Raw genomic sequence first — 26,300 nt, forward strand, 5'->3', positions numbered from 1 at the left:
GTCGTACTGTTATGTAACACTGAAGTACTGCTGCAATTCATCTGAGCGCTTCTAATAGGCCGCCGGTGCTCTCTACAACGTTGATATCCTCTCCGGGCTCAAGCGCGAGGATTCCTCACGTTGGGGGTTCGACTACCGACCCACAGAGGCAACTTGCGAGTTCGTGCGCACTTCTTTAGGACTGTCGTGAGGGTGTGATTTCCCCGACCAGTCGTGGTCGTCCCACTCGAATCGAATGGGCCGTGCCATCGGCCTGACTTCACTATCACTGTTTTCTCGAAGGAACGTCTCTGACGCCGTGAGGTTGGTGTGTCCCTCAGGGCCACACGGACACGTCAGCGTATCTTCGTGACGAACCGTCTCCTCGGGTCGCCACTGTCAGGACACGTCTACTCGTCCACGCTTCCGACTCGACTTCGAGAGATACCGTACTCCTCACAGACGCACGCGAGGCGGTGGATGAACCTCTTGAACGCCCAGAAGTTGTGAGTCTTCTCGTTCACTCTAACCGACCAGTGTGACTCCAGCACATCTATTGGGTCGCCTATGCACCCCGTCGTCACACCCTCATCGTACAATCATTCAACGAGGTCGCGCACCAGCGCGTTCTGTGCGTGGTCACGGCGCTTCGCTTGCTGTCGGTACAGCCGTCGAATCCGCTTTGAGGAGTAGCGTTCCTCGCGGAGTTTCAACTGTAGGCGGGCGATTTCGTCAATCGTCTCATGGAACCGTTTGAACAACTCCCGTCTGTTGTAAAGGTACTGAGAACCGGCAGTCGTGGAACACGCGACGAGGTCGTTCGCGCCAATGTAGAGGGCGGCTTCGTGAGATGCCAGTGGTGAATCCAGTCGAGAATCAGGTACGGTGACTAGTTGGAAAGCCCTGAACGTGTCACTAACCTCATCGTATTTGAGTTCCAGACGACCCTGCTTGCCGTCCTACTACGGGTTGCCTCGGACTTCAAGGCGGAGTCGTTCGGGTAACCGAGTCCGTGTTCGTCTTTCAGTTCTTGCCCGACTGGGATTTCGAGACGCGACCGCTTGCCCCACTGAAACGTGTATTGGTCACACCGAATATAGGTACGGAGTTCGCGTCCGTCCTCTACGTTGCCCCAGTACGCTCATGTAGGCAACCCACCAGTAGCAGCGAGATACTGAATCGCAAATAGCGTTGCATTGTACCCACCGTGAACAAGTGCTGGAACAACCAAGTTATCCGTATATTCGTATAACCCACCGAGAATCAACGCGAGCACGAACACGACACCAAGGTACACGAGCTTGCCTTGCCCTTGGAGCGAGAATACGTGAACGACGGCGAAAAGAGCGCTCGCGAGAACAATTGCGCGAGCAGGGTTAAACGCCTCCCGCAGAATACCTTGAATGAGCCCGCGGTACAACAGCTCCTCTCCTGGGCCAATGAGGAGAAACGATAAGGGGATGAGTAGCAAGAACACAACCGGGTTTCGACTTGCGACATCCACGATAGCGTTCTGGGCAGATTGCAGCCCAAGCGCAGAAATTACCATCGAGAGTGACCAGAGTGCCCCAAGAAGGGCACCGAAACCGCCGATCGTGAGCCCAATATCACGAAGCGACGGAATACGAGCACGGATAAACTGAAGACCAAGATCTTTGTATGAGAGATATGCAAGTGCAACACCGCCAAAGGTGACACCTTGGAGCATGACAACACTGACTCCTAATAACAGGGCTGGTTGAGACCGAATATTAATTCCTGCGGCCATGAAGACGATAGCAATCACCAGGACGACAATTTGTCCGATAAAATACGCGCCAAGGGCAAGTAACAGTCCAACACCTACGGCACGGAATTGATTGTACAAATCGCTCATCCCTCAGTGTTCGTGAGCATCACACCTTCTTCTTTCGATTACGGACCTCGTTCGACGTCTGAACCAACACACTCTTTCGCGTGCCTTGGTAACTCCAATTAGATGCATCGACGGGACTTTCTCCGCACTGGCGGGGCGTTTACAGGTGGCGTTACACTCACAGGCTGCCTCGAGACGCTCGGATTCCAAACGAAGTCTGCATGGCGAGATCCACCGCTCGTCAAAAATCGTCCCAATGCCGTCTACTATCCTGCCTATGTTGAGGAAATGGGGATGTATGGAATGGCGACCGACGGTGACTATCGATTCGCTCTCATGTACTCGTTTCCCCACCGATTTTGGAACGTGACTGGCCAAACAGGGAATAAGGTTGTCGTTCATTCAGACGACTCGTTGCACATCATGGTATCGCTCTGGGACCTAAAAACGGAGACTGTCCTTCCAGCAGATATTCAAATGACGATTAAAAAAGACGGAAAGACGGTCACCAACCGTGTTCCGTGGCCGATGCTCTCGCAGAACATGGGCTTTCATTATGGCGATAACATCTCGCTCGATGGCGAAGGATCGTATACTGCGACGCTTCAAGTAAGTTCGGTACAGACAAAGCAAACCGGTGCATTCGCGTCTCGATTCACGAAGCAAGGGTCGGTGGACATCCCGTTCAAATTCGATACAGATGAAGTATACGGACTCCAGTTTCGTCGGCTCGGCGAGAAACAAGGTACTCGCGGTGCCATCGAACCGATGATGAAGAACGTTCCTGCCGGACGGGCACCCAAGCCGAAATCACTTCCTGGGCGCATGATTGGCACCAAAACGTCGGGCGACGCTGACTTCGTCGTCACACTCCTTGAGGGAGCAAATCGCTTCACTGAGAACGAGACGCCGTATGTGGCGGTGTCACCGCGGACACCGTATAACCGCATCGTACTACCTCGCATGTCACTCTCTGCAACGCTGAAGCGGAAGGGCTCAACCATCGCAAACGGATCACTTGCACCGAGTCTTGATCCAGAGCTTGACATGCATTACGGAATGCCTCTCAAAGATGTACAATCTGGTGATACACTACAGATTACGGTGGATTCGCCGCCACAGCTCGCACGACACGATGGATACGAAACGGCATTTATGAAAATGCCGCCGATGACGTTTACTGTTTGACTAGGAGACGAACGCCGGACTTGCAGTCGGCAGTGAGATAAGCCAGAGACTAATGACGGTATAGCTAATCATCACGAGGACGAATGGATACTGGCTCTGAATTGCTTGCATTCGACTAGGGAAAGTTGCATAAGCGTCTGCATGTGCGACCCACACTGCCAGTATGTGTCCGATGAGAATGAACGCGATCGAGAGCATCCCGAACCAGCCTGGCAGTGACAATACGAGCGGGTTCGCAGGTGGTGAGAACGGGGTGGCAATTGCAGTGACGAGGAGTGGGGACAGCGAGACGAAGAATCCGAAGTAGTGCGCAAGGTGATATCCTGCCGCAATGGCGAGGAGTGAAGGCGCAAATTGGACAGCAAGGATGTGAGGCGTAAGGTACGTCTCCCCAATACGACGGGCGATATATGCCGCTATGAAATACGCACTTAGGAAGGCAAGGTACCCAACAACAAAAAGAACCGCGTACAACACAAGCGGCGGAACACCGATCGTAACGATGCTCTTGACAACTGTAACACCGGTCGTCGTCGTCACGAATCCGCTAAAGGTGAGTTCCCACACGAGAGCAATAATAAACGCGATATCGGCTGACTCTGAGACAAAATCCGACTCGGGCAATTCGAATCCTGGTGGCCGAAACGTGAGACCAGAATCCGCCCAGCGGAGGGGACTAACCTGTCCATAGAATCGAAATGTCACCGAAATTGGATCGACGTTTATGAACCATGTCGAGGGCGAGAACAGAACAGCACCAGCGATGGTGATGACCGTGTAAACGAGAATTGCTCCTGCTAAGAGGGCCGGTTGTTTATTGACTTGCGTAACAGTCTCTACCCACACAAGCAAGAGGAGGCCGAGAACAGCCGGCCAACGGCTAACCTTGGCTGGATAGGAAAGGGTTCGCGTTGGCAAGTAATTAGTGAGGAAAGAAGCAATGGTTCGCCAGGGATTCAACGCAGGCCAAACGTTTCCAAAGAGATAGACGACCATTGTCAGTCCTGCTCGAACACCTGCGAACACCAGAATAAGAGCCACATTAACGGTCGGGATCTGTGGGCCAGTAAACCCTCGATAGAGCACGATGGCGAGCCCGACGACACCAATCACCTGAGCCGCCGTTATTGCTACTGTCCGGATAGTCGCGCGCGTCGGGACAAGCGTGTACCAGTCGTGCACCGTATGGATAAGGACGCGGTCAGTAACGACACTTGCAAGCAACGCAGAGGCACCGATTGCGGCACCACCGGTCGCGATATACAGCCATTGTGGAATATTTAGCGTCTCACGTGATGCACCAGATAATCCAACTGCAGCATTACTGGCGAGCACCGTGTCGATGAAGAGGAGCGTACAAAATCCCATGACGGTGCTCACTAAGAGGCGGCGCGCAGCCGGATACCGAGAGCCAGCTCCATCTAAGCCCATTAATTGGTGATTAGGAGCGTGAGTATTGTATCCATCGAACGAGTGACTCAACAACTACGACAGGAAAAAGTCGTTAGCATACCTGTGCCTCCGTAGTCGAGTGAAGCTATGACGCCGGAAGTCTTTGCAACCAGGAGCGTGGCTCGGAGTGGACAAGTCACCGCGGGGACAACGAGCGTCATTGGTGACCATGCGGTGACGATGACAGTTGCATTTCTGCCCCTCACATTTGTCCCAGTTCCCATCCAGAATTTCCAGTTGTTTTGAGCGAATATAATCTTCGTAATCTTTATGCCAGTTACCCATATTGCTACGCTCCATTAGAGTCCATAAGAACCGGGTTTCTTTAATCCAGATCTCACATCTGCTGATAGTTCTCCGACGATAACGGGTATGCTGTCGTTGAGTGAGAACCACTTTCAAGGTGCTACGTCACCGTGCTACCTCTTTTCACCTAGATAATACGGGGTGCAAAGTGTGAACCGTTACTTGTAGTCGTCATCTTTACCTCGGCGTGATTGCTGGGACCGTCAAGCGCGCTATCATTTCCGTAACTATCGTTTCCGATTTATGTCCGTTTTGGTTGCCGTGACCACTCGTCGTAGTCAACTTTGTAGTGTCAGTGGGTTCATTTGGTTTATGCTGTTTTACGTACCGATACAGCCGGCGGTGGATTAGAATAGTGTACTCACCATGAGCGAAAGAGTGCGTCGTCGGCCGATGGTACGACCGTTACTCATAGCTGTCGTCCTCGTCCCTGAGCTGACAGCCAACAAGTAAAACGTACTGACCTATTCACTGCGTGAGGGTACGATGTGAGATTAATTCTGGACACTACTACGTGTACGCCCAAACCTTTCCGATTCCTCTCTGAGATAAGCGATGATGGCATTGAACGAGAGGCAGTTTAGAGTTGGAAACAATAGCATTGATTAAGGAGTGAGCTTTCTAAGATGGGTGGTTATGTATCAGACAGGCATTTACCCATCCAGTATGACAGGAGAAGGGAATTGGGTGCAACAACTGCGTTCCCTTTCTGACAACCTTCCCGTCAATGTGGCAAACGATAGCAAACCTATTAACTATTATTGCCGCGGGCTGGAATTTCAGTGAATACAAGTGAACTACCCTACCCTATCGCTCGCCTGACGGCTTGCGCTTGAGGGTAGGGCTTCCTGCTTCAACGACGCGCTTTGCAGATACAGACGTATCCACAGGGAGAGCAGTCTCCACAGGCGTTGATTCGGAGTGTCCCACTCCTACTTTCGTGATACCGCGAGAAAGAATGTACAATGCAGCGTTCGCGTCCCTATCCGCCGTGAAACCACAGGCGGGACAGGAGTGTTCGCGGACCCACAACGGTTTATTGGTCGAGACACCGCACGACGCGCATTCCTTCGTCGTCCCTGCCGGTTCGACGGCGACTAAGTTACTATGTTGAGAAGGACATCTCCTTCTGTTCTTGGTCAAAAATGGCCAATTTTCCCAAAATAAATTACCCGATTTCTGGAAGAATACGATGGTATTCTTACGCGAATTCATGGCATCGATCTTCGTATCGGTATGCCATTGGACAAGCAGTATACTCATTCTTCAGCATTTGAGACGGTATTACGAATGATTTGTCCAGTAAGTGAGGGCTTTGACTTATTCTTTATAATGATGTTCGGTGATCGGCTAGAAAAAGCCTCATTATCGCTCAGAATCCTGCTAAAGCCTTTCTTCTAATTAGAGGATGAACTTGAAGCGGTGTACCACAAAATGGCACGGTTATGTGTAAATAATATTGTTATCCTACGATCATCGACGTTCGTTATCACCACCGATTACTCCGCCGAGTTGTCTCTCCGAGCCGTTCGATCTCGAGGGTCATTCTGATCACTCGCTGAGCCGGTATGCTTTAGTTGACATTAATAGCCTTGCGTGAAAGTAAATCAAGATGTTCAAATCCACGGTGAAGATCACTTGGATGCTCAGATTCGCGCTCTCGTGATCAGAGAGGCGGTCAATATTCGGCGTTACTGTCTGTATACGGAATCCGTATCAAATGGCTCATTCGGAAGAAAAACGGGACAATTGGACTATCACTGTATCCGTCTAGGTGTCTGTGTCACCTCTATATCCGGCCGCTGTTGTAGCCGGATGGTTAAACGTCGAAATCGTGATTCCAGACCACTTCGTCCCGGGAAGCGACGAAGTCGACGAATTTACCGCAGAACTAGCCAGCCGAGCGGGCGATGATGCGCCGACCGTCGTTGAATTGTCCGCCGGTGAACAGTATAAGCTGTAACTACATCCGAATGACCGTTTGTCCCTCGTAAATACTTTGATCCTCCTTTGCAAGCGGTCAGATACGGAATTCTTCGAGGGTATCCCGTTCGAGTTCGACGCCATGACCGGGACGCTGGGGAAGTTGTATTATGCCGTTCTCCGGCTCGATCGGGTACGTTAGCACGTCATCGAACGCCTTCACGTCCGAATCGCGATAGAAGTATTCGATCCAGAGACCGTTTTCGATAGCCGCGAGTAGTTGAATGTGTAGATCCCAGTTGTAATGCGGTGCGACTGGAATGTCGTGGCACGCAGCCATATCGGCGACGCGCATCCACTCAGTAACACCGCCAACGACCGTCACGTCCGGTTGAATGATTTCGACGGCGTTCTCACGGAGTAGATCGGCGAAGCCATAACGGCTGAACTCCAGTTCACCGCCGGCGACAGCGTAGTCGAGTGATTCGTTAACCTCCCGGTAAAGGTCGAGGCTGTCGGGCATCACCGGTTCTTCAATGAAGTAGGGGTCATACTCGGCAAACTTGCGGCAGGCTCTGACAGCCTCCTGCTTGTTCTTCCACTTTCCGTTCGCGTCCATGAGGAGCGTTCGGTTCGGGCCAATGGCCTCACGGGCGACGCGAACTCGTTCGACTTCCTCTTCCAAGGACTTTCTACCGACCTTCATCTTGACGACATCGTGGCCGCGGTCGACGTAAGTCTCCATCTCCGCGCGGAGACCGTCAAGACCCTTCCCTTCGCGGTAGTAGCCGCCACTGGCGTACGCCGGAACCTCATCGACGTGTCCGCCGAGCAGTTTGTAGAGGGGCATTCCGGCTGCCTTTGCCTTAATGTCCCAGAGCGCGGTGTCGATACAGGAGATGGCCCTGATCATTACACCTTTCCGACCGATCTGGACCGTGCCGTCGAACATCTCACGCCACAGACGCGACGTATCGCGGGGATCTTCACCCTCGACGATCGGCGCGAGGACGCTTTCGACGGCCTGCGCAACAACGTCAGCACCGCCGTAGCCGAGGGAGTATCCGACGCCCTCAGTGCCATCTTCGGTTCGGACGTAGACGATCGCGTGATCTCGTTCTTCGACGACGCGAGTCGCGAAGGCGACGGGTTCTTTTAGCGGAATCGATACGGCAAAGCTCTCTACTTCTGTGATTTTCATATGTATCGTTTAGTGTCGCGTAAGGTATCTACTATCTTTCTAACGCCTGACTGACGTTTGAGCGTCATCCGACCACGTCCGAACTGACAGTGCCGACGCGCTCTACTTCAGCCTTAACGCTATCGCCGGGAATGATACGTTTCGCCCCGGGCGTCCCTGTCGAGATGACGTCACCTGGTTCGAGTGTCATGATCTTCGAGTGGAAAGTTACGAGTTCGTGTGGCGACGTCATCATGTTTCGAATCCGGTTTTCCGCGGCAACCTCCTCGTTGACGATGGTTCTAACCGACAGTTCATCGAGCAACCCGACTTGGTCAGTGGTAACCAACGAAGAGCCAAACATGAGGAAGGTATCGAAGCTCTTTGACCGAGTTAGGAAGCGAGGATTCCGCTCTAGGATATCCTCCGCTGTCATATCGATGATGGGAACGTATCCAGCGATGACGTCCTCGACCTCGGCTTCGTCCACGTCGGAGCACGTCCGACCAATAACCAGAGCAAGTTCGGCCTCCGCAGTTACGTGGTTCGTGATATCGCTTGGCGGTAGTCGAATTGAACTCTCAGGGCCGATGATCGCCGTGGCGGGTTTCATGAAACTCGCCGGTTCAGTCGGGCTGTCTTCGTTCAAATCTGACGCATGGTCCGCGTAGTTCAATCCAATCCCCCAGAGTTTTCCTGGGCGGTTCAACGGTGCGGTGAACGAAAGTTTATCCTCCGGGATTCGGCGCGCAGACGCCTCATCCGGTGTCGGTAGGTCGCCCGCAGCCGCGAGCGGAAGGGCGTCTTTAACCTTCGTGAGTGATGGGTCGGCGGATGAGAGCGGAACAAATCCGTCGTCATCGCCGAGCATAGGTTCACCGTCTATCGTTCGTGCAAGTCGTGTCATGGCTACAGGTTGGATGCACCTTGCCCTCCGTCAATCGGGATAGCAACCCCGTTGATGAAGCTTGACCGCTCCGAGGAGAGGTAGGCGACGGCGTCGCCGAGTTCCATCGGGTCGCCGATCCGACCGAGTGGATTAATGTCACCCTTTGCGTCAAGGCCATCCTCATAACTGTCGTACTCACCTCGATCGACGGCTGCTTGGATTAGTTCCCGCTGGCGGGTCGTCTCGTGCGGCGCTGGGAGAACCGCGTTTGCTCGTACGTCCGGCGCGAGTTCCTTCGAAAGCGTTTTTTCGAGACCGATAACGCTCATACGAACGGCGTTCGAAAGGACGAGCGACGGAATTGCCTCCTTGACACTTCGAGACGCGATCGTGACGATAGTTCCGCCGCCGTCGTCGCGAAGGTATGGGGCTGCATTGCGGACGAGGCGAACGACGCTCATCACGAGGAGGTCGAACGCACTGTACCAGTCCTCGTCGTCCATCTCCATGAATGGACCACTTGGTGGACCGCCAGCGTTGGTCACGAGGTGGTCGATTCCGCCGAACTCCTCGACCGTCCGGTCAGTGAGTCGCTCAATATCGTCCGGGATCGTCAAGTCGCCACGCACGGCGAGAACGTCACCCTCAGCGACTGCCAGGATATCGTCTTTAGCCTCCGCGAGGTTCTCCTCGCTCCGACCGTTGATGACAACGTTCGCACCTTCGCTTGCCAGTGCTTTCGCCGACGCCTTTCCGAGGCCACTGCTCGATGCTGTGACAAGAGCCACATTTCCATCTAGTTTATAGTCCATTTTCGGCAATAGAGTATCTAAGGCACCGCATATAAAAGGTTTCGCCGGATTACATTCAAAAGTCCGTTTAGTATTGCTAAACAGTTGCCCAGAGGTGAGCTTTCGGTGTTTCGACCCGTTCAAAAAGAGATTCCACCAACAATACGCGGACAGGGACGCACGAGCATTTATGGCCTGTTATATAAACAGAGGATAAATAACGTTTGTGTGAAAATATGTTTAGAGCAGCTAAACAACTTTTTTGTAGTTGGATACCCCTCAGGGAATATGGGACGCGCAAAAAACCCGGTAAAGGCTGTGGGAAACACTGTCACCATCATTAAAAAGCTAGCGGAGCTCGATGGAGCAGGGGTGACCGAACTCTCGAACCACCTCGACATCACGAAGGGAACTGTTCATAACCATCTCACGACGCTAGAAGAGAACGAATTAGTCGTGAAAGACGGAGACCAATTTCACTTAGGACTTCGGTTTTTCGAGTTCGGTGAACAAATAAAAAACAAGCACAAGATTTGCGAAGTTGGAGTGCCGGAAGTAGATAAACTCGCCGAGAAAACAGGCGAACTCGGTAATATTCTTGTCGAAGAGCATGGGCGAGGCATCTACCTCTATCGCGCCAATGGAGAAAACGCTCTCTCGCTCGATACGGGAATTGGTTCCCGCGTCTATCTCCACCAGACGGGCCTCGGAAAGGCGATCCTCGCTCACATTCCGGAAGAACGCGTCGATGAAATCATCGACGAACACAGTCTCAGACCAAGCACCGAACACACCCATTCGACTCGCGAGTCCCTCTTCGAAGATTTGGAGCAGATTCGTGAACGTGGGTACGCACTTGATATGGAAGAGCGAGCCGAAGGAATTCAATGTGTCGCAGCACCAGTAATCACGAATGACGGTACCGTTCGCGGTGCGGTTAGTGTTGCGGGGCCTGCGAGTAGGATGCGTGGTGATTACTTGGAATCGAAGGTTTCCGACATGGTGATGCGTGCCGCGGATGTCATCGGTATCAACCTCTCTTATAGCTGATCCCCGCGTGTTTTGCTCTGCCAAACGCCACGTTATTTCTGAACTCATTTTTCCTCTCGCCCAGTATTACAATCCTATATCTGTAATGGATTTCTGCTGATTCCCGATTTGCTGTATTTATGCGAAGTAATGCGTTTATTGTGCCGATAGATCCTGCCATAAAGACAGAACCTCATACGCCTCGTACTGTAATAGTAGGTGAATCCGATTCCAGGAGTTCTCTTTTGCGTAAATCAGCTTTTCCCTATTCGTTCGATGGATTTTTCGCATTCGCGTTTCTGCATATCAGAACCCTCAATCCAGAAATATCTGCCTAATCGCTCGAAAATGACGATTTAAGGCGGTGATTGATCCGATGGTGAGGGATTCAATCATGGGGAACAGCTACGAGTACTTGAGGTTGAGTTCGATAACGTTTGCTGCGCTACGAACCTTTTCGGGGATCTCTCGATTGTAGCGGTCAGATTTCATTCTGCTTGAGGGTGCAGAAACACTTATAGCACCTTTAACTGCGTCCTCAGAGGACTTGATTGGAGCTGCAACACAGCATAGTCCTTCGAGACGCTCCCCCTGATCTTGGGCAAAACCATCCTCTCTAATCTGTTCCAATTCTTGATAAAGATTCTGACGGTTAGAGATTGTATTCGAAGTAAGTTTTGGCATTCCATGTCTGTCGAGCACCGACTCGACTTCTTCCCGTGGCATGTACGCTAGAATGGCCTTACCGAGTGCAGTGCAGTGAAGGGGGACCTGGAGGCCAGTGTAGGTATCTAGGTCGACCGCTTGGTCACCTTTTGAGCGATCAATATAGATTAGTGCCCCTTGTTCGCAGACCGCAAGATTGGCCAACTCGCTGGTCTCTTCTGCCAATCGTTTGATTTCTGGTTTAGCAATCTTGTATAGGTCTAGTTGATTACGGATATACCCTCCGAGTTCGAGGAACTGCAGGCTGAGCTGGTATTCCTTGTCTTGTTTTATCACGTATCCCTCATGGACAAGGGTGCTCAGATGGTTGTGGACTGTACTTTTTCCCATGTCTAATGAATTAGCTAACGTAGTGATTCGAGCCCCATCTTGCTCCTTCAGTGCATGAATGATCCGAAACGTCTTTTCCGTGGTTCTTACTCGATTTTCACTGGTTGTTTTGTTCATGCATAGCACTCTCTGCCCCGCTATTTAACTGTTGTTCTGAAATATGGAATATCGGCGTCAGCAAAGTAAAGAAAAAGGTGGCTAAATAAGATGAAATATGCTCAATGAGGGGGGCGTAGGAGGGTACTACGTTCCTGTATAGGAATCAGAGAAGTGTTCTGTATAGCTGAGAATCCCGAGGTAGACACTACCGTAGATATACAGAGAAGAAATTGATTTAAAATTTGAATCGTAAAAGAGGGTAAACGGGTTTTGCCGTCTATGAAACTTCGGTCTCTCTGACGAGCGATTTCTTCACTCTGCCGTCTGTTCGAGCAACCCCTTCATGTAACCCATCGCGTAGAGGCGTCCGAGCGTCATGTAGCCTGGGTTGTCGTTGTCCTCACCGGTCATCGTCGGAACGTGATCGGGGCGGGCGGGACCCTCAAAACCGACATCGCGATAGGCCTCGATGCAGGCGAGCATATCCGTCGGGCCGTTGTCGTGCCAAGTCTCGATGAATCGTTCCGCGTTGCCCTCCACGTCGCGGAAGTGAACGAAGTTGATGCGGTCGCCGAACCGGCGGATGGTCCGTGGAACGTCCGCTCCCATGGCGGCGAAATTCCCCTGACAGAAGGTGATGCCGTTGTACTCGCTGTCGTAGAGATTCATGATGCGTTCGTAGTTCTCAATGCTTGTAACGATGCGGTCGACGCCCCGAATGTTGCCGAGCGGGGGGTCGTCGGGGTGGAGCGCGAGCTTCACGTCTGCCTCCTCGGCGATGGGCACAACCTCGTTCAGGAAATGCTCCAGGCCCGCCCAGAGTTCATCGGCCTCGACGGGCGCGAGTTTTTGATCGGGGGCGTCCCGCATCAAGTCGTGGTCGTAACCAGTCGTGAGCGACCCTCCACGGGTAGGGATGGCGGTCGAGGTGCGCGCCCAGCGCTTGCCTGCCATCCAGTCATAGGCGACGACCGGAACGTCGAGTTCGCCAAGGTGACGGAGGTACCGTTTGAAGCGCTCGATCTCCTCGTCGCGACCCGCGCGGCCGAGGCGAGTGTCGTCAGAGATAGGGACACAACCCTCGATAACTTCGACGTCGAGTCCGTAGTCGCTGAATCGCTGTGTTAGGTCAAGGAGCTCTTCGTACCGCCAGGGACGAGAGTTATCGCCGATTTCGAGTGTGTGGACAACCGCCTTATCGACGCCCATCTGTTTCGCGAGGTCCCATCGTTCGTCTCGTACTGGTGGGAGTATGAGTGCTGGTTCCATGCAGTGTCAAATGTCTGTGGGTGGGGTGGTATTGAGAGTTTTTATTAGTTTGATTATATTTTATCGGCGGCGGACACCATGATCTAGGCTTACCCGTTGGTGGCGAGGATATCCTCCACGAACTGGCCGTCCTCTAGGTCGATGGGTTTGGGCTCCGAGACAACCCGAAGGTCGTCGCGCTCGCGTGCTTCCGCGATCAATGCGGGCGAGGCAGCCACCCGCCTTAGCCGCATTGTATCGCGGATGCGGACGATGCGCACCGCCTTGAGTGCGCTGACACCAATGGTCGAGAGACACGCGAGGAGACCTGCCCGATCTGTCTCGACGGCTGGTGGGATGCGGGCTCCGCGGGGCGTAGAGGCGGTGAGGGCGTTCACAAGCGTATCGGAGAGATCCGTTGCCTCGAAAAGATTAGCATGAATGAAATCGGCTGATCCGATTCCCACGGCGTTCCCGTGCGAAGCCTCGGTGAGGCCGCGGACAAAAATACGGCCAATATCAGGCTTTTCAGGCGCTGGCTCGGGTCCGAATACGAGCCTGCCGATGACATTTGTGTCCATTCCCGCTCCGGAAATGTTCTTGCCCATACAATCGATGACGAGAACATCAATCTCGTCGAAGGGGATTGTTGGAAGACGATCGTAAGCCTTCGCCAAGAGTTCAGCTTCGCGGTCGAGGAAGCCTTCGGGCGGGATACCTTCGATGATGGTAGTATCGTCGCGCTCATCCTCAACGATGGCTACGCCGCCCACGACCGGAAGTTTCTCGATGAGCAGGGATGCGATTTCAGGGAGCATGTTACGGAAGCTCCAGTCCATGGCCCACTCATGAGCGGTCTTTGCACCCCGTTGTTTTCCCATGCCGATGACGAGCATTTTCGAGAGACCGCTCTCGACGTTCCCCTGGAAGTCAGTATGGGGTTTCACCCGGTTGATGGGAACGATGGCGTCTGCGGCGGCGGCGTTCGTGTCGGCGTGGACTTCAACGCCGCGATCGGGGGTCACACCCACGACAGTCGTCTCCATCGTCGCCCGAATTTCACAGCCGATGGTGTCTTCAGTAATGTCGATCGATTCGAGCATTTCACGTTGGCCCTGGGCAGTGGCGCCGCCGTGACTGCCCATCGCGGGAAACACGAACGGTTCATACCCCCGTTCACGGAGTTCTGAGACGACGCCGCGCACAATGGTCGGGATGTTTGCGATGCCACGACTGCCCGCACCGATGGCTACCTCGCCACCCTCGGGGACGTCCGCGAGGTCAAATGCGTCCACGGCGACCGTGGCTTGATCCGCGAGCGCCCCCGCCGAAATCGGATTGGTCTCCCACACCTGTTCGATGACGCCAAGTTCGGGGAGTGAATGATCGCCACAGGCCTCGATGACTGTCTCTTCGGAGACTGGCTGAGGGCCGGCAGGGGTACTCTGCTTCATGTGGCTGTTATTTACCGTCACCGACAAAAGCTTGGCGTTGACCACTTTTTCACTGCGTTTCCTCGAACATGGCCTCCCCATTCTCGAAGGTAAGGCGTTCCCACGCATTCACCGAGACATCATCGGCCTCACCGACGAGGGCCTCCGAAATGCGGAAATCGGAGAGATGGCCGGTATCACGGATCCAGGCGACGCGGATTTGCTCAGGGTCGTAGGGACCGACCGAGGCAAGCACGGTGTTCAATGCGTGCTCGTCCGTAGGGAGGACAAGCGGGATGGCAGCTTTCGAGAGGGAGTTGCTCGTAATGATATTCGTATAGACCTGCTTCAGATCGAGCTCTTCGACCAGTGATCGGCGAGTCACGTCCGCAAGGCCAATACCGGCGCCGTTCCCGTGAGTCGCTTCCGTCAGGCCGCGTACATAGATGCGCTTGACGTCGGGGAATTCGGGATCGTCCGTGTTCAACACGTTATAGCGGCCGATAACGTTCGTATCCATGCCCGCTCCGGAGACATCTTTTCCTATCCGGTCGACGACAAGGACGTCGAGTTCGTCGTACGGTAGCGTTGGCATGTACTCGTAGGCACGCTCAAGGAGTGGTGCCTCACCGTTCGGCAGTTCGCCGACTGGGATGCCTGCCACCTCGACGAGTCTGTCGTGAAAATTCTCAACGAGGCCGATACCACCGATGAGATTCGATCGGGAGCGTATAACGTCGAACGCATCGCGCAATATAGTCTCATACCCCTTGATAACGGCGTGTTCGTGAGCCTTCTGGGCACCCTCCTGCTTCCCGAGACCGATGACGGCCATCTTCGTGAGGCCACTCTCAAAGGTGCCCTGAAAGTTCGTGTGCGCCTTGACTCGGTTGATTACTATCGTCGCGTCTGCTTCGAGGGCGGCCGTCGACCAGTTTACGGGGAAGCCATGGTTCGCCTCATCGAGTACCGTGGTTCCTGTACGCGGGTCGATGGGACAGCCGAGTCGCTCCTCGGTGATGTTGTAGGAGGCGAGCACCTCGCGCTGGCCTTGGGCAGTGGCGCCGCCGTGACTGCCCATTGCAGGAACCACGAACGGGGCAAATCCGCGCTCGTCAAGCTCGGTTACGACGGCAGTGGTCACACTGTCGATCCGGTCGATGCCGCGGCTTCCAACGCCAACTGCTATGGATGCCCCCTCTTTGAACTGGTCCAGAGGAAGGGATTGGATTTCGTCACGCGCGACTGCTTCCGGATGGTCGAGTTCTGACGAAGTCGGCTCGTAGTGCACCCGAGCGAACCGGGGTGGCGGCACGTCGGTGATGACGGAATTAATCTCGTGCGGTTCTGGAAACTGCATACCCTGGCTCGGATAGGTAGTCACTTAAACAATGATGCGACTAGTTAATCAGTGACAATGGTTATTAGGGTTCACCCCGGCTCTCCGAACGTCAGCCTATGAAACCAAACAGTACGGTAGCAGATAGTAAGACGAACGGCCACAGGAGGGTAATCTGATGCGGGACTTCTCGAATCACGCAACCAACCGTCCTCCGGAACGGGACGTGGAGATCACGGACATAGAGACTGCAGTCGTCGAAGGGAATTTCGAGTGGAATCTGGTGAAAGTCCATACTAACGCTGGAGTCACGGGCATCGGCGAGTCGTACCGTGGCGGAACCGTCACGGACATCATGGAATACACGAAGCGCTTCCTTGTCGGAGAGAACCCGCTCGATCCGGAGCGCATCTTCCGCCGCATCGTCCAAGATATGTCGGGGCACGGTGGCACTACTGGAAAAGTGGTGACCGCAGCTTCTGGCATCGAAATCGCCTGTTGGGATATTATGGGGAAAGTTCTCGACGTCCCCGTCTATCAGTTACTCGGCGGGAAATACCGCGACGAGGTGCGCATCTACTGTGACTGTCACGCAGGCGAAGCCTTCGAAACCGAGGCCGGGTACGTCGCCCACCACGATGAGGAAGTCTACCAGCCCAAGGCGTACGCTGAAGAAGCTGCGCGCGTGGCCGATATGGGATTTACCGCGTTGAAATTCGATCTCGACATGGACATGGACAATCACCCAGATCCGTACAACGGGCGGATATCGAACCGTGCCATGCAACGCAAGGTCGACATCGTAGAGGCGGTTCGCGAAACTATCGGCTACGATATCGATCTCGCGTTTGACGTCCACTGGGATTACTCACTGGACAGTGCCAAACGTATCGCGCGGAAGATGGAGCCCTACGATCTAATGTGGCTTGAGGACGTCGTCCCCCCGGAAAACATGGATGCTCAGCGGGAGGTAGCCCGGGCAACCGGTGTGCCACTCGCCACCGGTGAGAACCGATTCCGCGTCCACGAATTCAAAGATCTACTCTACGACTTCGGCGTCGATGTCATAACGCCTGACCCGTCGACCTGCGGCGGCCTCGCCGAGTCAAAGGCTATCGCCAACCGTGCCGAGGAGAACTACATCGCCTTCTCACCGCACAACGTCTGCAGCCCCATCGGGACAATGGCTTGCGTCCATCTGGGCGCCTGCATTCCGAACTTCGACGTGCTGGAGTACCATGCCCTCGAAGTCGACTGGTGGGACGACCTGCACACGAGTGACCCACTGATCGAGGACGGATATATCGAAGTCCCCGAGAAACCGGGGCTCGGCATCGACCTTGACGAGGATATTGTCGAAGAACACCTCCTTAAGGGGGAGTCTGGTTTTAGCTGAACGGGAGGTCGGTTTTGTAATCCGCAGCTTCTATTGCGGACGGCTCTTCCGTTCGCACCGTCACGTCGATAAGTTCCGGCCCGGATCGGCGCTCGACGGCAGCTTCGACGGCATCACCAGCGGCCGCTGCCGTGTCGACACTGGCGGCTCTCACTCCGAACCCGTTAGCGATTTCAGCGAAGTTCGGGCGGTTCCAGGTGAACTCGTGCTGGTTGGTGTATTGCATGATCTTCGGAGATTTCGAGATAATACCGTAGTCTGCGTTATCCGAAACGACAACTACGATATTAAGGCCGTACTCTGCGGCTGTATGGAGTTCGTGAATGCACATCATCAATCCACCGTCACCGGTGAGGCAAATAACAGGTTGGTCGTCATTACGACCGGCCGCTACGCCGATTGCTGCCGGGAGACCAACACCCATCCCAGCCCACGACCCGGCAGTGACTACTCGATTCGGATCGTACGTTTCAAACAGTTGCATAGCCCAGAGCCGGAACCCGCCAACGTCGGTTGTGACTGGGGATTCACGGGGTGTAACGGCACGGACCGCTGTAAGCAGCTCCGGCGTATTGGCAGGACTATCGCCGTTGAAGAGCCCGAGGTCGCGGAGATGTGCTTCGTACTCTGACCGAACCCGTTGGGCGATAGCTGCACCATTCCAGCCGTCTCCGCCTCGTCCGTCGAGTTCCTCGAGGAGGCGGTCACCCGCGTGAGTGACGTCATCGATAATTGCGATATTAGCCTCGTAGCCCGCATTCACGTCCTTAGAGTCCAGATTGACGTGGATAAGCGTCTCCCCCAAGGGAATGTCCCAGTGGGCGGTGGTAACGCCGTCGAAGTCGGTGCCCAGCGCGAGAACAACGTCGGCAGCTGCGAGTGTCTCACGCATTCCGGCAGGTGAAGGACTTCCAGTAACGCCGAGCCAGCGGTCATCGTCTTCCGGGAAGACGCCTTTCCCCTTATAGGAGGTAATGACGGGTGCATCGAGGGTCGTTGCGAGTTCCTGGACGACGCGGGGACCTTCTGGTGATCGTCGCGATCCTCCACCCGCGTAAATTACTGGACGTTCGGAATTGGCGAGGAGATCCACGGCTTCTCTATAAGTGTCGTTCTCGTACGAAACTCGCTCTGGTTCCACGCTTGAGGTCGGCGCTTCGACCTCCCCGGCAAGAATTCCAGAGGGAATACCAAGCCGAACAGGGCCGTATGGTGGGGTGAGTGCGGTTACAATTCCCTCCTCAATCTGTCCAAGTAGATCGAGATCGTCTTCGACGATCACGTTTTGCTTGACCACATTGTCAAAGGTATCTGGCTCAATTTCGTGAATAGGATTCTTTCCGCGCTCAGCAGGATCCGCATCGGCGGATACATGCAGGATAGGAACGCAGTCCTCGTAGGCGTTCTTTAGGCCGTGCATCGCGTTTGTATCGCCAGGGCCGGGCACGGTAAGCGTCGCGGCAGGTCGCCCAGTCGTTTCGTAGTACCCCCAGGCTATATGAGGGACGGCCGTCTCGTGGCGAGCCATTAGGTACTCCATCTCGTCGCGCTGAACCACGATCCGGTCTAAGGGGAGAGTCTGGGTTCCGGGCAGTCCAACGAGTAATTTCACGTCCGAATCGACTAACGCGTCGTATACAAGTTCACCACCGGTTCTGTCTGCCATGCGAATGCATTGCGCACACTTCTACAAAGAGGTACTCCTCGGAAAAACGAACTCGGAGGTCTCTTACCTAGAAAAGGAATACAGAGGAAGAGTTAATTTCTGTCCGGCTGTGAAACAAGCATGCGTCTCTCCGAGGTAACAGTACACACGCTCTCTTCACCCATTAAACCTTCACAGGATCGTCGGTTCTACGGTGGCGTCCGTCGGCTGCACAAGCGTGATTTCGTTCTCGTCCGTGTCGAAACAGTTGATGGCCTCGTCGGATACGCACCCGGTGCGGCGACGAGTTCAGCCATGCGCGAGTACTTCGACGGTACTTCTCACGACAACTTCGCGACTCTTATTGAGGATCAAGTTCGTGACGCCCTCGCACACACAGAGATTGAGACACCAGAAGATATCGCTAAAACCATCAAAGCCCTTGACCTACCCACAAAGATCGAATCAGAGGCTATCGGCGTTATTGACGTCGCCTACTACGACATTCTCGGGAAGCAACTTGGAGCGCCGGTCTACGCCCTGCTCGCAGATCGTGAGGTTGACCCTGATCCGCTTGAATTGTACGCTAGCGCTGGGATGTACATGGAGCCGAAAGGCTACGCTGAACAGGCCCGTATACTCCAAGATCGGGGCTTTACGGCATACAAGTACCGGCCTGGCCTCGGTGTCGAGGCTGACAAGCGCACTCTTCGGCTCATTCGCGACACCGTTGGCGATGAGATGGACGTGATGGTCGACGCCCACACGTGGTGGAAACTTGGGAAGAACACATATAACTTCGAGCAGGTGGTCAAGCTTCTCGATACATTCGAGAAAGTAAATCCCTACTGGGTCGAGGAGCCGGTCGAGCCCGCCGACTACGATACGTACCAGCGGCTCGCCAATCAGACCGCTCTCCCGCTTGCGGGTGGTGAGAGCGAGGAAACAGTCGAGGGGTTACTTCGGCTAGCCGAGACAGGTATTTCGTACCTGCAGGGTGACACTCGCCACCACGCCGGCTTCACCGGTTGTTGGCAGGCTATCAGGGCCTGCTCCGACCGGGAGGATATCACATTCGTCCCACATAACTTTGGAACGCAGTTAGGACTGATCACCAATGCACATCTAATTGCTGCTTCACCTGAGTCTCCGATGCTCGAATATCCGGTGTTTGGTGAGGACAAGGGAGGGATGTATCCGTTCCCGCTGGCAGAAGACATCCTCCACGATGAATTGCAACTTGAGAACGGCGCCCTCGAAGTGCCGAACGGTCCCGGTCTCGGCGTCGAAGTAAACGAAAACGTCGTTGAGGAGTACCCCTATATTGAGGGGGCGTGGACCGAATTTATCTACAAATGAATCGGGCAGAGTGCCTCGGGTAACACCCTCCAAGCGATTCGCGACAATAAGGCGGCGGAACGTTCCCAGTCCTCCGGTTAGTCACGCCGTCGGTATTGATCCAGCGGAGAGAGATTTCGAACTCCGTTTCGGCATGTCGATGGCGAGCGAGCGCTCACCGGTACCCAACCGATGACTGCGCAACGCACGTATAATCTCACGAATATCCTCCGCACCTGCGCCGGTTCCCCGATCTTCAGCCCGTTTCCGCAGGGTGGTGGCGACGCGGTCTTCAGCCTCACGCAGATCGGTGGCGATTCGGTTGACGCGACTCCTCTGTCTGGCGGTTAAGTCCCGATCTCGGAGGTCGACGAGCGCTGAGCGAGTATCGTCGGCGATCCTGAGGGCATCCCGCCCTGTACTCGCGAGACGGGCGGACTCGTTGTCAGTCCACCGGACTTCGACCGTTGATTCCCGGAGGATAGTAACTCGGAATCGTGCTTTTGCAATGGCGGCGTCGCTCTCGCTCATATCGGGATCAACCGTGGCGCGGGCGTCATAGGACGCAAGAGCGACCTTCTCAAGGGGGTTATACGCATTCGAGGGGTAGCCGGCGGTGGCGACGGAGCCAACGCCAATGCCTGTCGCTGTCACAAGAGCGACGGCGAGGACAATCCGAAATCCACCTTTGATGGGCTTGCGCCGGTTCATTGGATTCGCCCATAACTGATCGAAGGAAGTTCCGAGCGCTTCCGCAAGGTCTCCAGCGAGATCTGCTGTCCGCTTTGATGCGCCTGCGAGGATAAGTCGGCCTGAAGCGCTCACGCGCACGAAAGAATTATGAAATCCCGCATGCGTGATCGAGAGGCCCATGCCTTCGGGGAATTCGTTGAGGGCGACACGCTCATAATCGTCAGTGTCCTTGACGACGTCACAGATAGTATCTAGGATCTCCTCACGATTGTTGAATTTCTCTGCCGACGTAAAGAACCGGTCTTTCGTTCCTGCACGTGTATTTTCAGCCTTGAATTCACGGTGGTGTTGGTGGACGGTATGTTTCACAACGGCGATAGCGTCCGGTGTGGTGGACACGAGGGCGCCGAGAGCGGCCACCCACACGAACTGTTGGAGACCATCCTTGTTACCGTACTCAAGGGCACCCCACGTAGCGGCGACGAAGAGAATCACACCGCCCGTGATAGCGGTTGCGCGCAGTTTATTCATTGATTTACCGAGTGTAGGTGCCGAGAACTAACTGTTTGATTTTACCAATAAGACCGACGCTCCTCTGTTGTCGCTCCTGTTCGAACAACGGCTCCAGTTTCTCGTATAGATCGTCTTCGTCCTCGAATCGATCAATGTCACCTTGTGCGAGGAGCTCACCGAGCATCATTGACTCACCCTTCTTGTCGATCGAAATATTGGTCAGCGCGTATTCACGCTCGAGCCGAGACACGGAGACAGGGTAGGACCACCCGCTCTTCTCCACCAGTTCGGCTACCTTCTTTGATCCGTAAGTCATGTCCTGTGATAGACCACTGAACGAGTATAAATCTTACATCGCCTCTGTGGCCCTTCCCATATAGATTTTTACCGTTGGGTGAGCAATGACAAATGACTATGGAGCCCAACTTCTTCGACGGAGCAGAGACCTACGAACCAGAGAAAGATTGGCGGCGCGTCTCGATGGCCGGGAGCGAGAAATTCAGCTTCGAGTGGTTCGAAAAGCCTCCGGGACACAGTTCCCCGATGCACGACCATGAGAACGAGCAAGTATGCCTCGTACTCCAAGGTGAACTCACCATCCACACCGAGGACGATAGGATCACTCTCAACGAGTACGATTCGGTGTGGCTTGACTCCTGGGAGGCTCACCGCGTTGAGAACACGGGCCACAACCGTGCTGTCGGCATCGACGTGTTTGCGCCGGGGCGCTCGTTCGACTTCTGGCTTAATAAGGAAGATGAATAACCCCCTCCCACCGGTCGTGGCCGCACTTCGGTCTGTATACAACCAAAACGTTGTCAAATAGATCCACCTTCACCTCTTGGGTGAAATCGCCTACCGGATACCACGATCTGTTCGTCATTGTCACCCGAGTTAAAACCGTATCACTCGTTTACTGGAACTAAAAGCCTCGTTACTGACGGCCATGTATCACCCGAATATACCGGATGCGATCCAGAACCACATATCAGACGAGTTGACTGAGTCAGAAACGGGAGAAACGTTGGAGGTCGTAAATCCCACAGATCCGAACAGCGTCACTAACGCGTAAAGGCGGTCGAGTCTTCAGTGAAACGTGGCGCGAATAAGGAGATGCCGGTGTGGATTTCTACACCATTGAGAAGGCCGATTACGAAATCTACTGTAAGCGGTCTACCTCCACCCTTGAATCCACTGTTTTACACCGAAATGACGGGATTTAACAGCGTTCCGATCGACTCGATATCTATCGTGACCGTATCGCCCTCCTGCAAGTTAAAGTCGGCCGCCGGAACGATAGACGTCCCAGTCATAAGAACAGCGAGTTCAGGGACTGCGTTGTGCTGCGTGTAACAGTGAGTGAGCTCCTCACAGGTTCGAATCATTTCACCGGTGGATGTCTCTCCCGAAAAGCACGTCTCCCCGTCGCGTTCGATCGTCATCGTCATCGAGAGATCCTGGGGGTCGCCAACCGTGTCCGGGCTCGCTATCGCTGGCCCGACGGCTACACATCGGTCATAGACCTTCGCCTGTGGGAGGTAAAGTGGATTCGCACCTTCGATTTCACGGCTGCTCACGTCATTTCCGATGGTGTAACCGACGATGTCTCCCTGGTAGAGTACGATACCAAGTTCCGGTTCGGGGACGTTCCATTGGGAATCCTCGCGTACCCCGATGGCTTCGTCCGGACCGACCGTCCGTGACGGCGTCGCTTTAAAGAAAATCTCAGGGCGCTCGGCTTGGTAGACGTCAAGGTACATCTCGGGCATCCCGCTCTCCTCCTTGCGCGCCTGCTCGCTGATCTCGTAAGTTACGCCGGCGGCCCACACCTCCTCTGGGATAATCGGGAGACCACAGTTCACGGCGACCTCGTCTGGATCCACTGTCGGTGCAGAGTCGACGAGCTTTGAGGCTACCTCGTCGGCGGATTTCTCGACCACAGCCGCAGTTCGCAACAAATCGTCGAATCCAGATAGTTCTACCTTCACAGAACTCAGGTCATGGTACTGCCCATTCGTCTCCGCCACGAGGTGCTCCTCGGCATCGCGGCTAACCTGGTAGTAGCGCATGTCCCAAACCACTGTCGACGGATTATAAAGCTCTTATGTACCAAAGTATCTTAGAAGGAGATCTGTAGCGTGGAAGAACGAGGCCGCCCGACCTCTCTCCGGTTAATTAATATTTTCTGACAAGATCCTGCAAGCACACAGACGCATCTCCGGCGACAAAGAGGCATGGCCGTTTACGGGTTTTCCGGCGGTTTTATCGGTCATACCACGTCACCGAAGACAGAATTAAGGCGTCCGAGAAGTGAGGAATGTCATGGTATCACTCGACATCCCCAGCCCGGAACGACTTGAAGGAGTCAATGACCTGTCTATCGGGCAATTTCCGCGATTCGCCCGCGCTCAACGCCATCGGGACCCGCCACGAATTGCCGACGTTTCAGCAACAACGCAGGCGGTTCTCAACGACATTCCGGCGTTCGACGACCTCAAAAGCGGTGCCGAAATAGCCATCACTGCCGGGAGCCGTGGAATTCACGACATGCCCGAAGTGTTAGAGGCTACTGTCACAGAACTACAAAATCGGGGATTTGTTCCGTTTGTGATTCCCGCCATGGGCAGTCACGGCGGCGCCACCGCCCAGGGCCAGCGCGAGGTGCTCGCCTCCTACAACATCACCGAGGAGCGACTCGGCTGCGAGATTCGCGCTTCCATGGACACTGAGATAGTTGCAGAGGACGACGAAGGGTGGCCCGTACCGGTCTCGTCAGTCGCACTAAACTCCGATGCGGTTCTCCTTGCAAACCGGGTGAAACTCCACACCGACTTCCGGGGTGATATCGAGAGCGGCCTCACGAAGATGGCGGTTGTCGGCCTTGGGAAACAACGTGGAGCCGAAGTTATGCATAATGCGGCGCTGAACCGCGGATTAGGTACAATTATTCCCGAACGGGCAACGCTCATCTTTGAGAATTCCCCCGTCGTGGGCGGCATCGCTCTCGTCGAGAACGCTAATGACCGTGCAGCCATCATCAAAGGGGTGCCGGTTGAGGAAATTCCCGAGTGCGAGCCGGAACTCCTCGATCGATCTCGCAAACTTTTCCCGGGGCTTCCGGTCGACCATCTTGATCTCCTCATCATCGATGAAATCGGCAAGGATATCTCAGGCACCGGCATGGACACGAACGTCGTCGGTCGGTACATGTTCGATGACGAGCCAGAACCGGAGAACCCGGATATCAAGCGCATTGCCGTCCGCGGCATCACTGAAGCTTCTCACGGCAACGGTATCGGCATGGGTCTTGCAGAGTTTGTCCACGAGGATCTCGTCGCTGATCTGAACCTAGCGGATGTCTACATGAATATTGTCACAAGCGGAGAACCCGCCCGAGCACGCATTCCGATCGTCGCTCCCTGCGACCGGACTCTGCTCATCCTCGCTGCCTCCGTGACCGGCGTCCGCAATCCGGCCAATCTTCGCGTCGGCTATATTGTAAACACCCTGAGGCCCGATGATCTCTACGTCTCTGAGCCTGTTGCAGATGAACTCGAGTCGCGGGAGGATGTCACCGTCAGCGAGCGTGAACAACTGGCCTTCGACGAAACGGGCGACTTCAAATTCTGTTTCGATGACCACTGATCGCACCCTCGTCGTCGCCGACGATTTAACCGGTGCGACCGATACTGGCCACTCTTTCGCCGCGCGAGGATACGAGACGATCGTCCGCATCGACCCCGATTTCGACGCACCCGAAGCGGCGGTTTTCGTCGTCGATACTGATTCACGCTACGTCGATCGTGATGAGGCGGCCACGAGAGTTCAGGACGTCGTTGCGTCGATTGAGGCAGCCATCGTCTATAAGAAGGTCGACTCGACGCTCCGTGGAAACCTAGGTGCCGAGATCGTCGCCGCCTACGATGCTATGGACGCGGATGCAGCCACCGTCGCGCCAGCGTTCCCCTCGAATGACCGTCTTACCGCGAGCGGGTACCACCTCGTTGGCGGTAAACTCGTCACGAACACCGAGGCAGGCAAAGACCCGGACAGTCCCGTCGAAACATCACATATTCCACGTCTCCTGCGTACACAGATTGACGACTCTATCGCCTACGCAGACGTCGAATGCGTCGCTTCCCGATCAGCAGCCAAGAAACTTTATTGCTCGAACGAAATTACGGGGGATGAGCGCCGTATCGTTGTATTCGATGCTGTTCACGACTCGCACCTCGATATCATCGCCGAGGCCGCACATGAATACGACGGTGACGTGTTATTAGTTGGAAGTGCAGGCCTCGCAGAGGCCGTCCGTCTCCCCGGCAAACCGACGGCTGAACGACTCACCCTCGCTGATAATCCGACAGCCACCGCCTTCGGCATTGTAGGAAGCGTGAACCCCCAGACGTTGACACAGTTGGACGCGCTCTCCCGGAACCGAGTCATCAGTCTCGACACTACAGTCGCAGTGCACGACCCCGCTGCCGCTGCGGCGGCTGCCGCCGATAAATGTCTCAAACGGTTCGATTCGGAACCGGCCGTCGTCCTCGCGTCGGCGCGCGACCACGGTGACGTAGAGGGAACGCTCGATGCGGCAAACCGGGCGAGTATCCCGGAGCGAAAAGCCCGTGAGTATGTGACCTCGGCACTGGGAATGGCCGCCGCACAAGTCTGGGAGGCATCCGAACCCGGTGGGCTGTTTCTTACCGGCGGTTCGGTGGCGAAAGCTGTACTCGGTCGACTCGATGCAGGCGGGATCGCCCTCCGCGGCGAGGGGATTTCCGTAGGCGTCCCCGCAGGTGAGATTCGCGGTGGTCCAGCGAACGGTACGCCCATCGTGACGAAGGCAGGCGCATTTGGCGATGACTCCACTATTGTCGATGCGATAAACTATCTTCGACGAACCCCAGAGAGGAGCAAGTGATAAGGGGTTATCTGCAAACATGGC

The 26,300-nt window shown here is 54.8% G+C and carries 20 protein-coding genes and 2 pseudogenes; 7 read left to right on the forward strand and 15 right to left on the reverse strand.

Going from position 1 to position 26,300, the window contains the following annotated elements:
* Positions 1-132: 132 nt before the first annotated feature.
* Together LIX00_RS15820 and LIX00_RS15825 are read right to left on the reverse strand one after the other, a co-directional pair.
* Positions 133-1,120 (reverse strand): annotated as a pseudogene (locus LIX00_RS15820) (transposase); the annotation flags it as partial.
* Entirely contained in the window at positions 1,121-1,855 is a 735-nt protein-coding gene (locus LIX00_RS15825) for a CPBP family intramembrane glutamic endopeptidase (protein WP_227355950.1), read from the reverse strand.
* 102 nt (positions 1,856-1,957) lie between these two features.
* Between LIX00_RS15825 and LIX00_RS15830 the strand changes: the two genes are divergently transcribed.
* On the forward strand, positions 1,958-3,022 hold the full coding sequence (locus LIX00_RS15830; RefSeq protein WP_227355951.1) for an iron transporter: 1,065 nt from the start codon (positions 1,958-1,960) through the stop codon (positions 3,020-3,022).
* Here the strand turns inward: LIX00_RS15830 and LIX00_RS15835 are convergent, their stop codons facing one another.
* The 5 genes and pseudogenes from LIX00_RS15835 to LIX00_RS15855 form a co-directional block, all read right to left on the reverse strand.
* Positions 3,023-4,453: an ABC transporter permease family protein gene (locus tag LIX00_RS15835; RefSeq protein WP_438267092.1), complete on the reverse strand. Its 1,431-nt coding sequence runs from the start codon at positions 4,451-4,453 to the stop codon at positions 3,023-3,025.
* A 1,134-nt stretch (positions 4,454-5,587) separates the two neighbouring features.
* A pseudogene (locus LIX00_RS15840) lies at positions 5,588-5,926 on the reverse strand (zinc ribbon domain-containing protein); the annotation flags it as partial.
* Positions 5,927-6,800: 874 nt separating this feature from the next.
* Complete coding sequence (locus LIX00_RS15845; RefSeq protein WP_227355953.1) at positions 6,801-7,904, reverse strand: mandelate racemase/muconate lactonizing enzyme family protein; 1,104 nt, start codon at positions 7,902-7,904, stop codon at positions 6,801-6,803.
* Positions 7,905-7,968: 64 nt separating this feature from the next.
* Positions 7,969-8,790: a fumarylacetoacetate hydrolase family protein gene (locus tag LIX00_RS15850; RefSeq protein WP_227355954.1), complete on the reverse strand. Its 822-nt coding sequence runs from the start codon at positions 8,788-8,790 to the stop codon at positions 7,969-7,971.
* A 2-nt stretch (positions 8,791-8,792) separates the two neighbouring features.
* Positions 8,793-9,584, reverse strand: coding sequence for an SDR family oxidoreductase (locus LIX00_RS15855; protein ID WP_255679360.1), 792 nt, complete (start codon positions 9,582-9,584; stop codon positions 8,793-8,795).
* A gap of 267 nt (positions 9,585-9,851) precedes the next feature.
* On the opposite strand from LIX00_RS15855, the gene LIX00_RS15865 reads away from it, so the two are divergent.
* Positions 9,852-10,613 carry an IclR family transcriptional regulator gene (locus LIX00_RS15865; RefSeq protein ID WP_227355955.1) on the forward strand — a complete coding sequence of 254 codons (762 nt, stop codon included), beginning with the start codon at positions 9,852-9,854 and terminating at the stop codon, positions 10,611-10,613.
* A gap of 384 nt (positions 10,614-10,997) precedes the next feature.
* On the opposite strand, the gene LIX00_RS15870 is transcribed toward LIX00_RS15865, so the two are convergent.
* The 4 genes from LIX00_RS15870 to LIX00_RS15885 all read right to left on the reverse strand — a co-directional run bounded on the left by LIX00_RS15870 (position 10,998) and on the right by LIX00_RS15885 (position 15,788).
* On the reverse strand, positions 10,998-11,765 hold the full coding sequence (locus LIX00_RS15870) for an IclR family transcriptional regulator (protein WP_227355956.1): 768 nt from the start codon (positions 11,763-11,765) through the stop codon (positions 10,998-11,000).
* Positions 11,766-12,059: 294 nt separating this feature from the next.
* Positions 12,060-13,016 (reverse strand): mannonate dehydratase, encoded by a 957-nt coding sequence (locus LIX00_RS15875; protein ID WP_227355957.1) that lies wholly within the window; start codon positions 13,014-13,016, stop codon positions 12,060-12,062.
* An 89-nt stretch (positions 13,017-13,105) separates the two neighbouring features.
* Positions 13,106-14,449 carry a nickel pincer cofactor-dependent isomerase, group 22 gene (locus LIX00_RS15880; protein WP_227355958.1) on the reverse strand — a complete coding sequence of 448 codons (1,344 nt, stop codon included), beginning with the start codon at positions 14,447-14,449 and terminating at the stop codon, positions 13,106-13,108.
* 49 nt (positions 14,450-14,498) lie between these two features.
* Complete coding sequence (locus tag LIX00_RS15885; protein WP_227355959.1) at positions 14,499-15,788, reverse strand: nickel pincer cofactor-dependent isomerase, group 22; 1,290 nt, start codon at positions 15,786-15,788, stop codon at positions 14,499-14,501.
* Between the two features lie 157 nt (positions 15,789-15,945).
* On the opposite strand from LIX00_RS15885, the gene LIX00_RS15890 reads away from it, so the two are divergent.
* Positions 15,946-17,163: a mandelate racemase/muconate lactonizing enzyme family protein gene (locus LIX00_RS15890; protein ID WP_227355960.1), complete on the forward strand. Its 1,218-nt coding sequence runs from the start codon at positions 15,946-15,948 to the stop codon at positions 17,161-17,163.
* Here LIX00_RS15890 and LIX00_RS15895 read toward each other — a convergent pair.
* Positions 17,156-18,829, reverse strand: a complete 1,674-nt coding sequence (locus LIX00_RS15895) for a thiamine pyrophosphate-binding protein (RefSeq protein ID WP_227355961.1) — start codon at positions 18,827-18,829, stop codon at positions 17,156-17,158. The two genes, LIX00_RS15890 and LIX00_RS15895, sit on opposite strands and share 8 nt — an antisense overlap.
* A 120-nt stretch (positions 18,830-18,949) precedes the next feature.
* On the opposite strand from LIX00_RS15895, the gene LIX00_RS15900 reads away from it, so the two are divergent.
* Positions 18,950-20,167 carry a mandelate racemase/muconate lactonizing enzyme family protein gene (locus tag LIX00_RS15900; RefSeq protein WP_227355962.1) on the forward strand — a complete coding sequence of 406 codons (1,218 nt, stop codon included), beginning with the start codon at positions 18,950-18,952 and terminating at the stop codon, positions 20,165-20,167.
* Between the two features lie 81 nt (positions 20,168-20,248).
* Here LIX00_RS15900 and LIX00_RS15905 read toward each other — a convergent pair whose 3' ends face one another.
* On the reverse strand, positions 20,249-21,370 hold the full coding sequence (locus LIX00_RS15905; RefSeq protein ID WP_227355963.1) for a hypothetical protein: 1,122 nt from the start codon (positions 21,368-21,370) through the stop codon (positions 20,249-20,251).
* A 4-nt stretch (positions 21,371-21,374) separates the two neighbouring features.
* Positions 21,375-21,668 (reverse strand): hypothetical protein, encoded by a 294-nt coding sequence (locus LIX00_RS15910; protein ID WP_227355964.1) that lies wholly within the window; start codon positions 21,666-21,668, stop codon positions 21,375-21,377.
* Positions 21,669-21,766: 98 nt separating this feature from the next.
* On the opposite strand from LIX00_RS15910, the gene LIX00_RS15915 reads away from it, so the two are divergent.
* Positions 21,767-22,117, forward strand: a complete 351-nt coding sequence (locus LIX00_RS15915; protein WP_227355965.1) for a cupin domain-containing protein — start codon at positions 21,767-21,769, stop codon at positions 22,115-22,117.
* Between the two features lie 434 nt (positions 22,118-22,551).
* Here LIX00_RS15915 and LIX00_RS15920 read toward each other — a convergent pair whose 3' ends face one another.
* On the reverse strand, positions 22,552-23,421 hold the full coding sequence (locus LIX00_RS15920; protein WP_227355966.1) for a fumarylacetoacetate hydrolase family protein: 870 nt from the start codon (positions 23,419-23,421) through the stop codon (positions 22,552-22,554).
* Positions 23,422-23,674: 253 nt separating this feature from the next.
* Between LIX00_RS15920 and LIX00_RS15925 the strand changes: the two genes are divergently transcribed.
* Together LIX00_RS15925 and LIX00_RS15930 are read left to right on the forward strand one after the other, a co-directional pair.
* Positions 23,675-24,997 carry a nickel pincer cofactor-dependent isomerase, group 22 gene (locus tag LIX00_RS15925; protein WP_227355967.1) on the forward strand — a complete coding sequence of 441 codons (1,323 nt, stop codon included), beginning with the start codon at positions 23,675-23,677 and terminating at the stop codon, positions 24,995-24,997.
* Positions 24,987-26,276: a four-carbon acid sugar kinase family protein gene (locus LIX00_RS15930; RefSeq protein WP_227355968.1), complete on the forward strand. Its 1,290-nt coding sequence runs from the start codon at positions 24,987-24,989 to the stop codon at positions 26,274-26,276. Before LIX00_RS15925 ends, LIX00_RS15930 begins: the two co-directional genes overlap by 11 nt.
* Positions 26,277-26,300: the final 24 nt, after the last annotated feature.

This window comes from Haladaptatus salinisoli, assembly GCF_020614375.1.
GTDB classification, from domain to species: Archaea; Halobacteriota; Halobacteria; order Halobacteriales; family Haladaptataceae; genus Haladaptatus; species Haladaptatus salinisoli.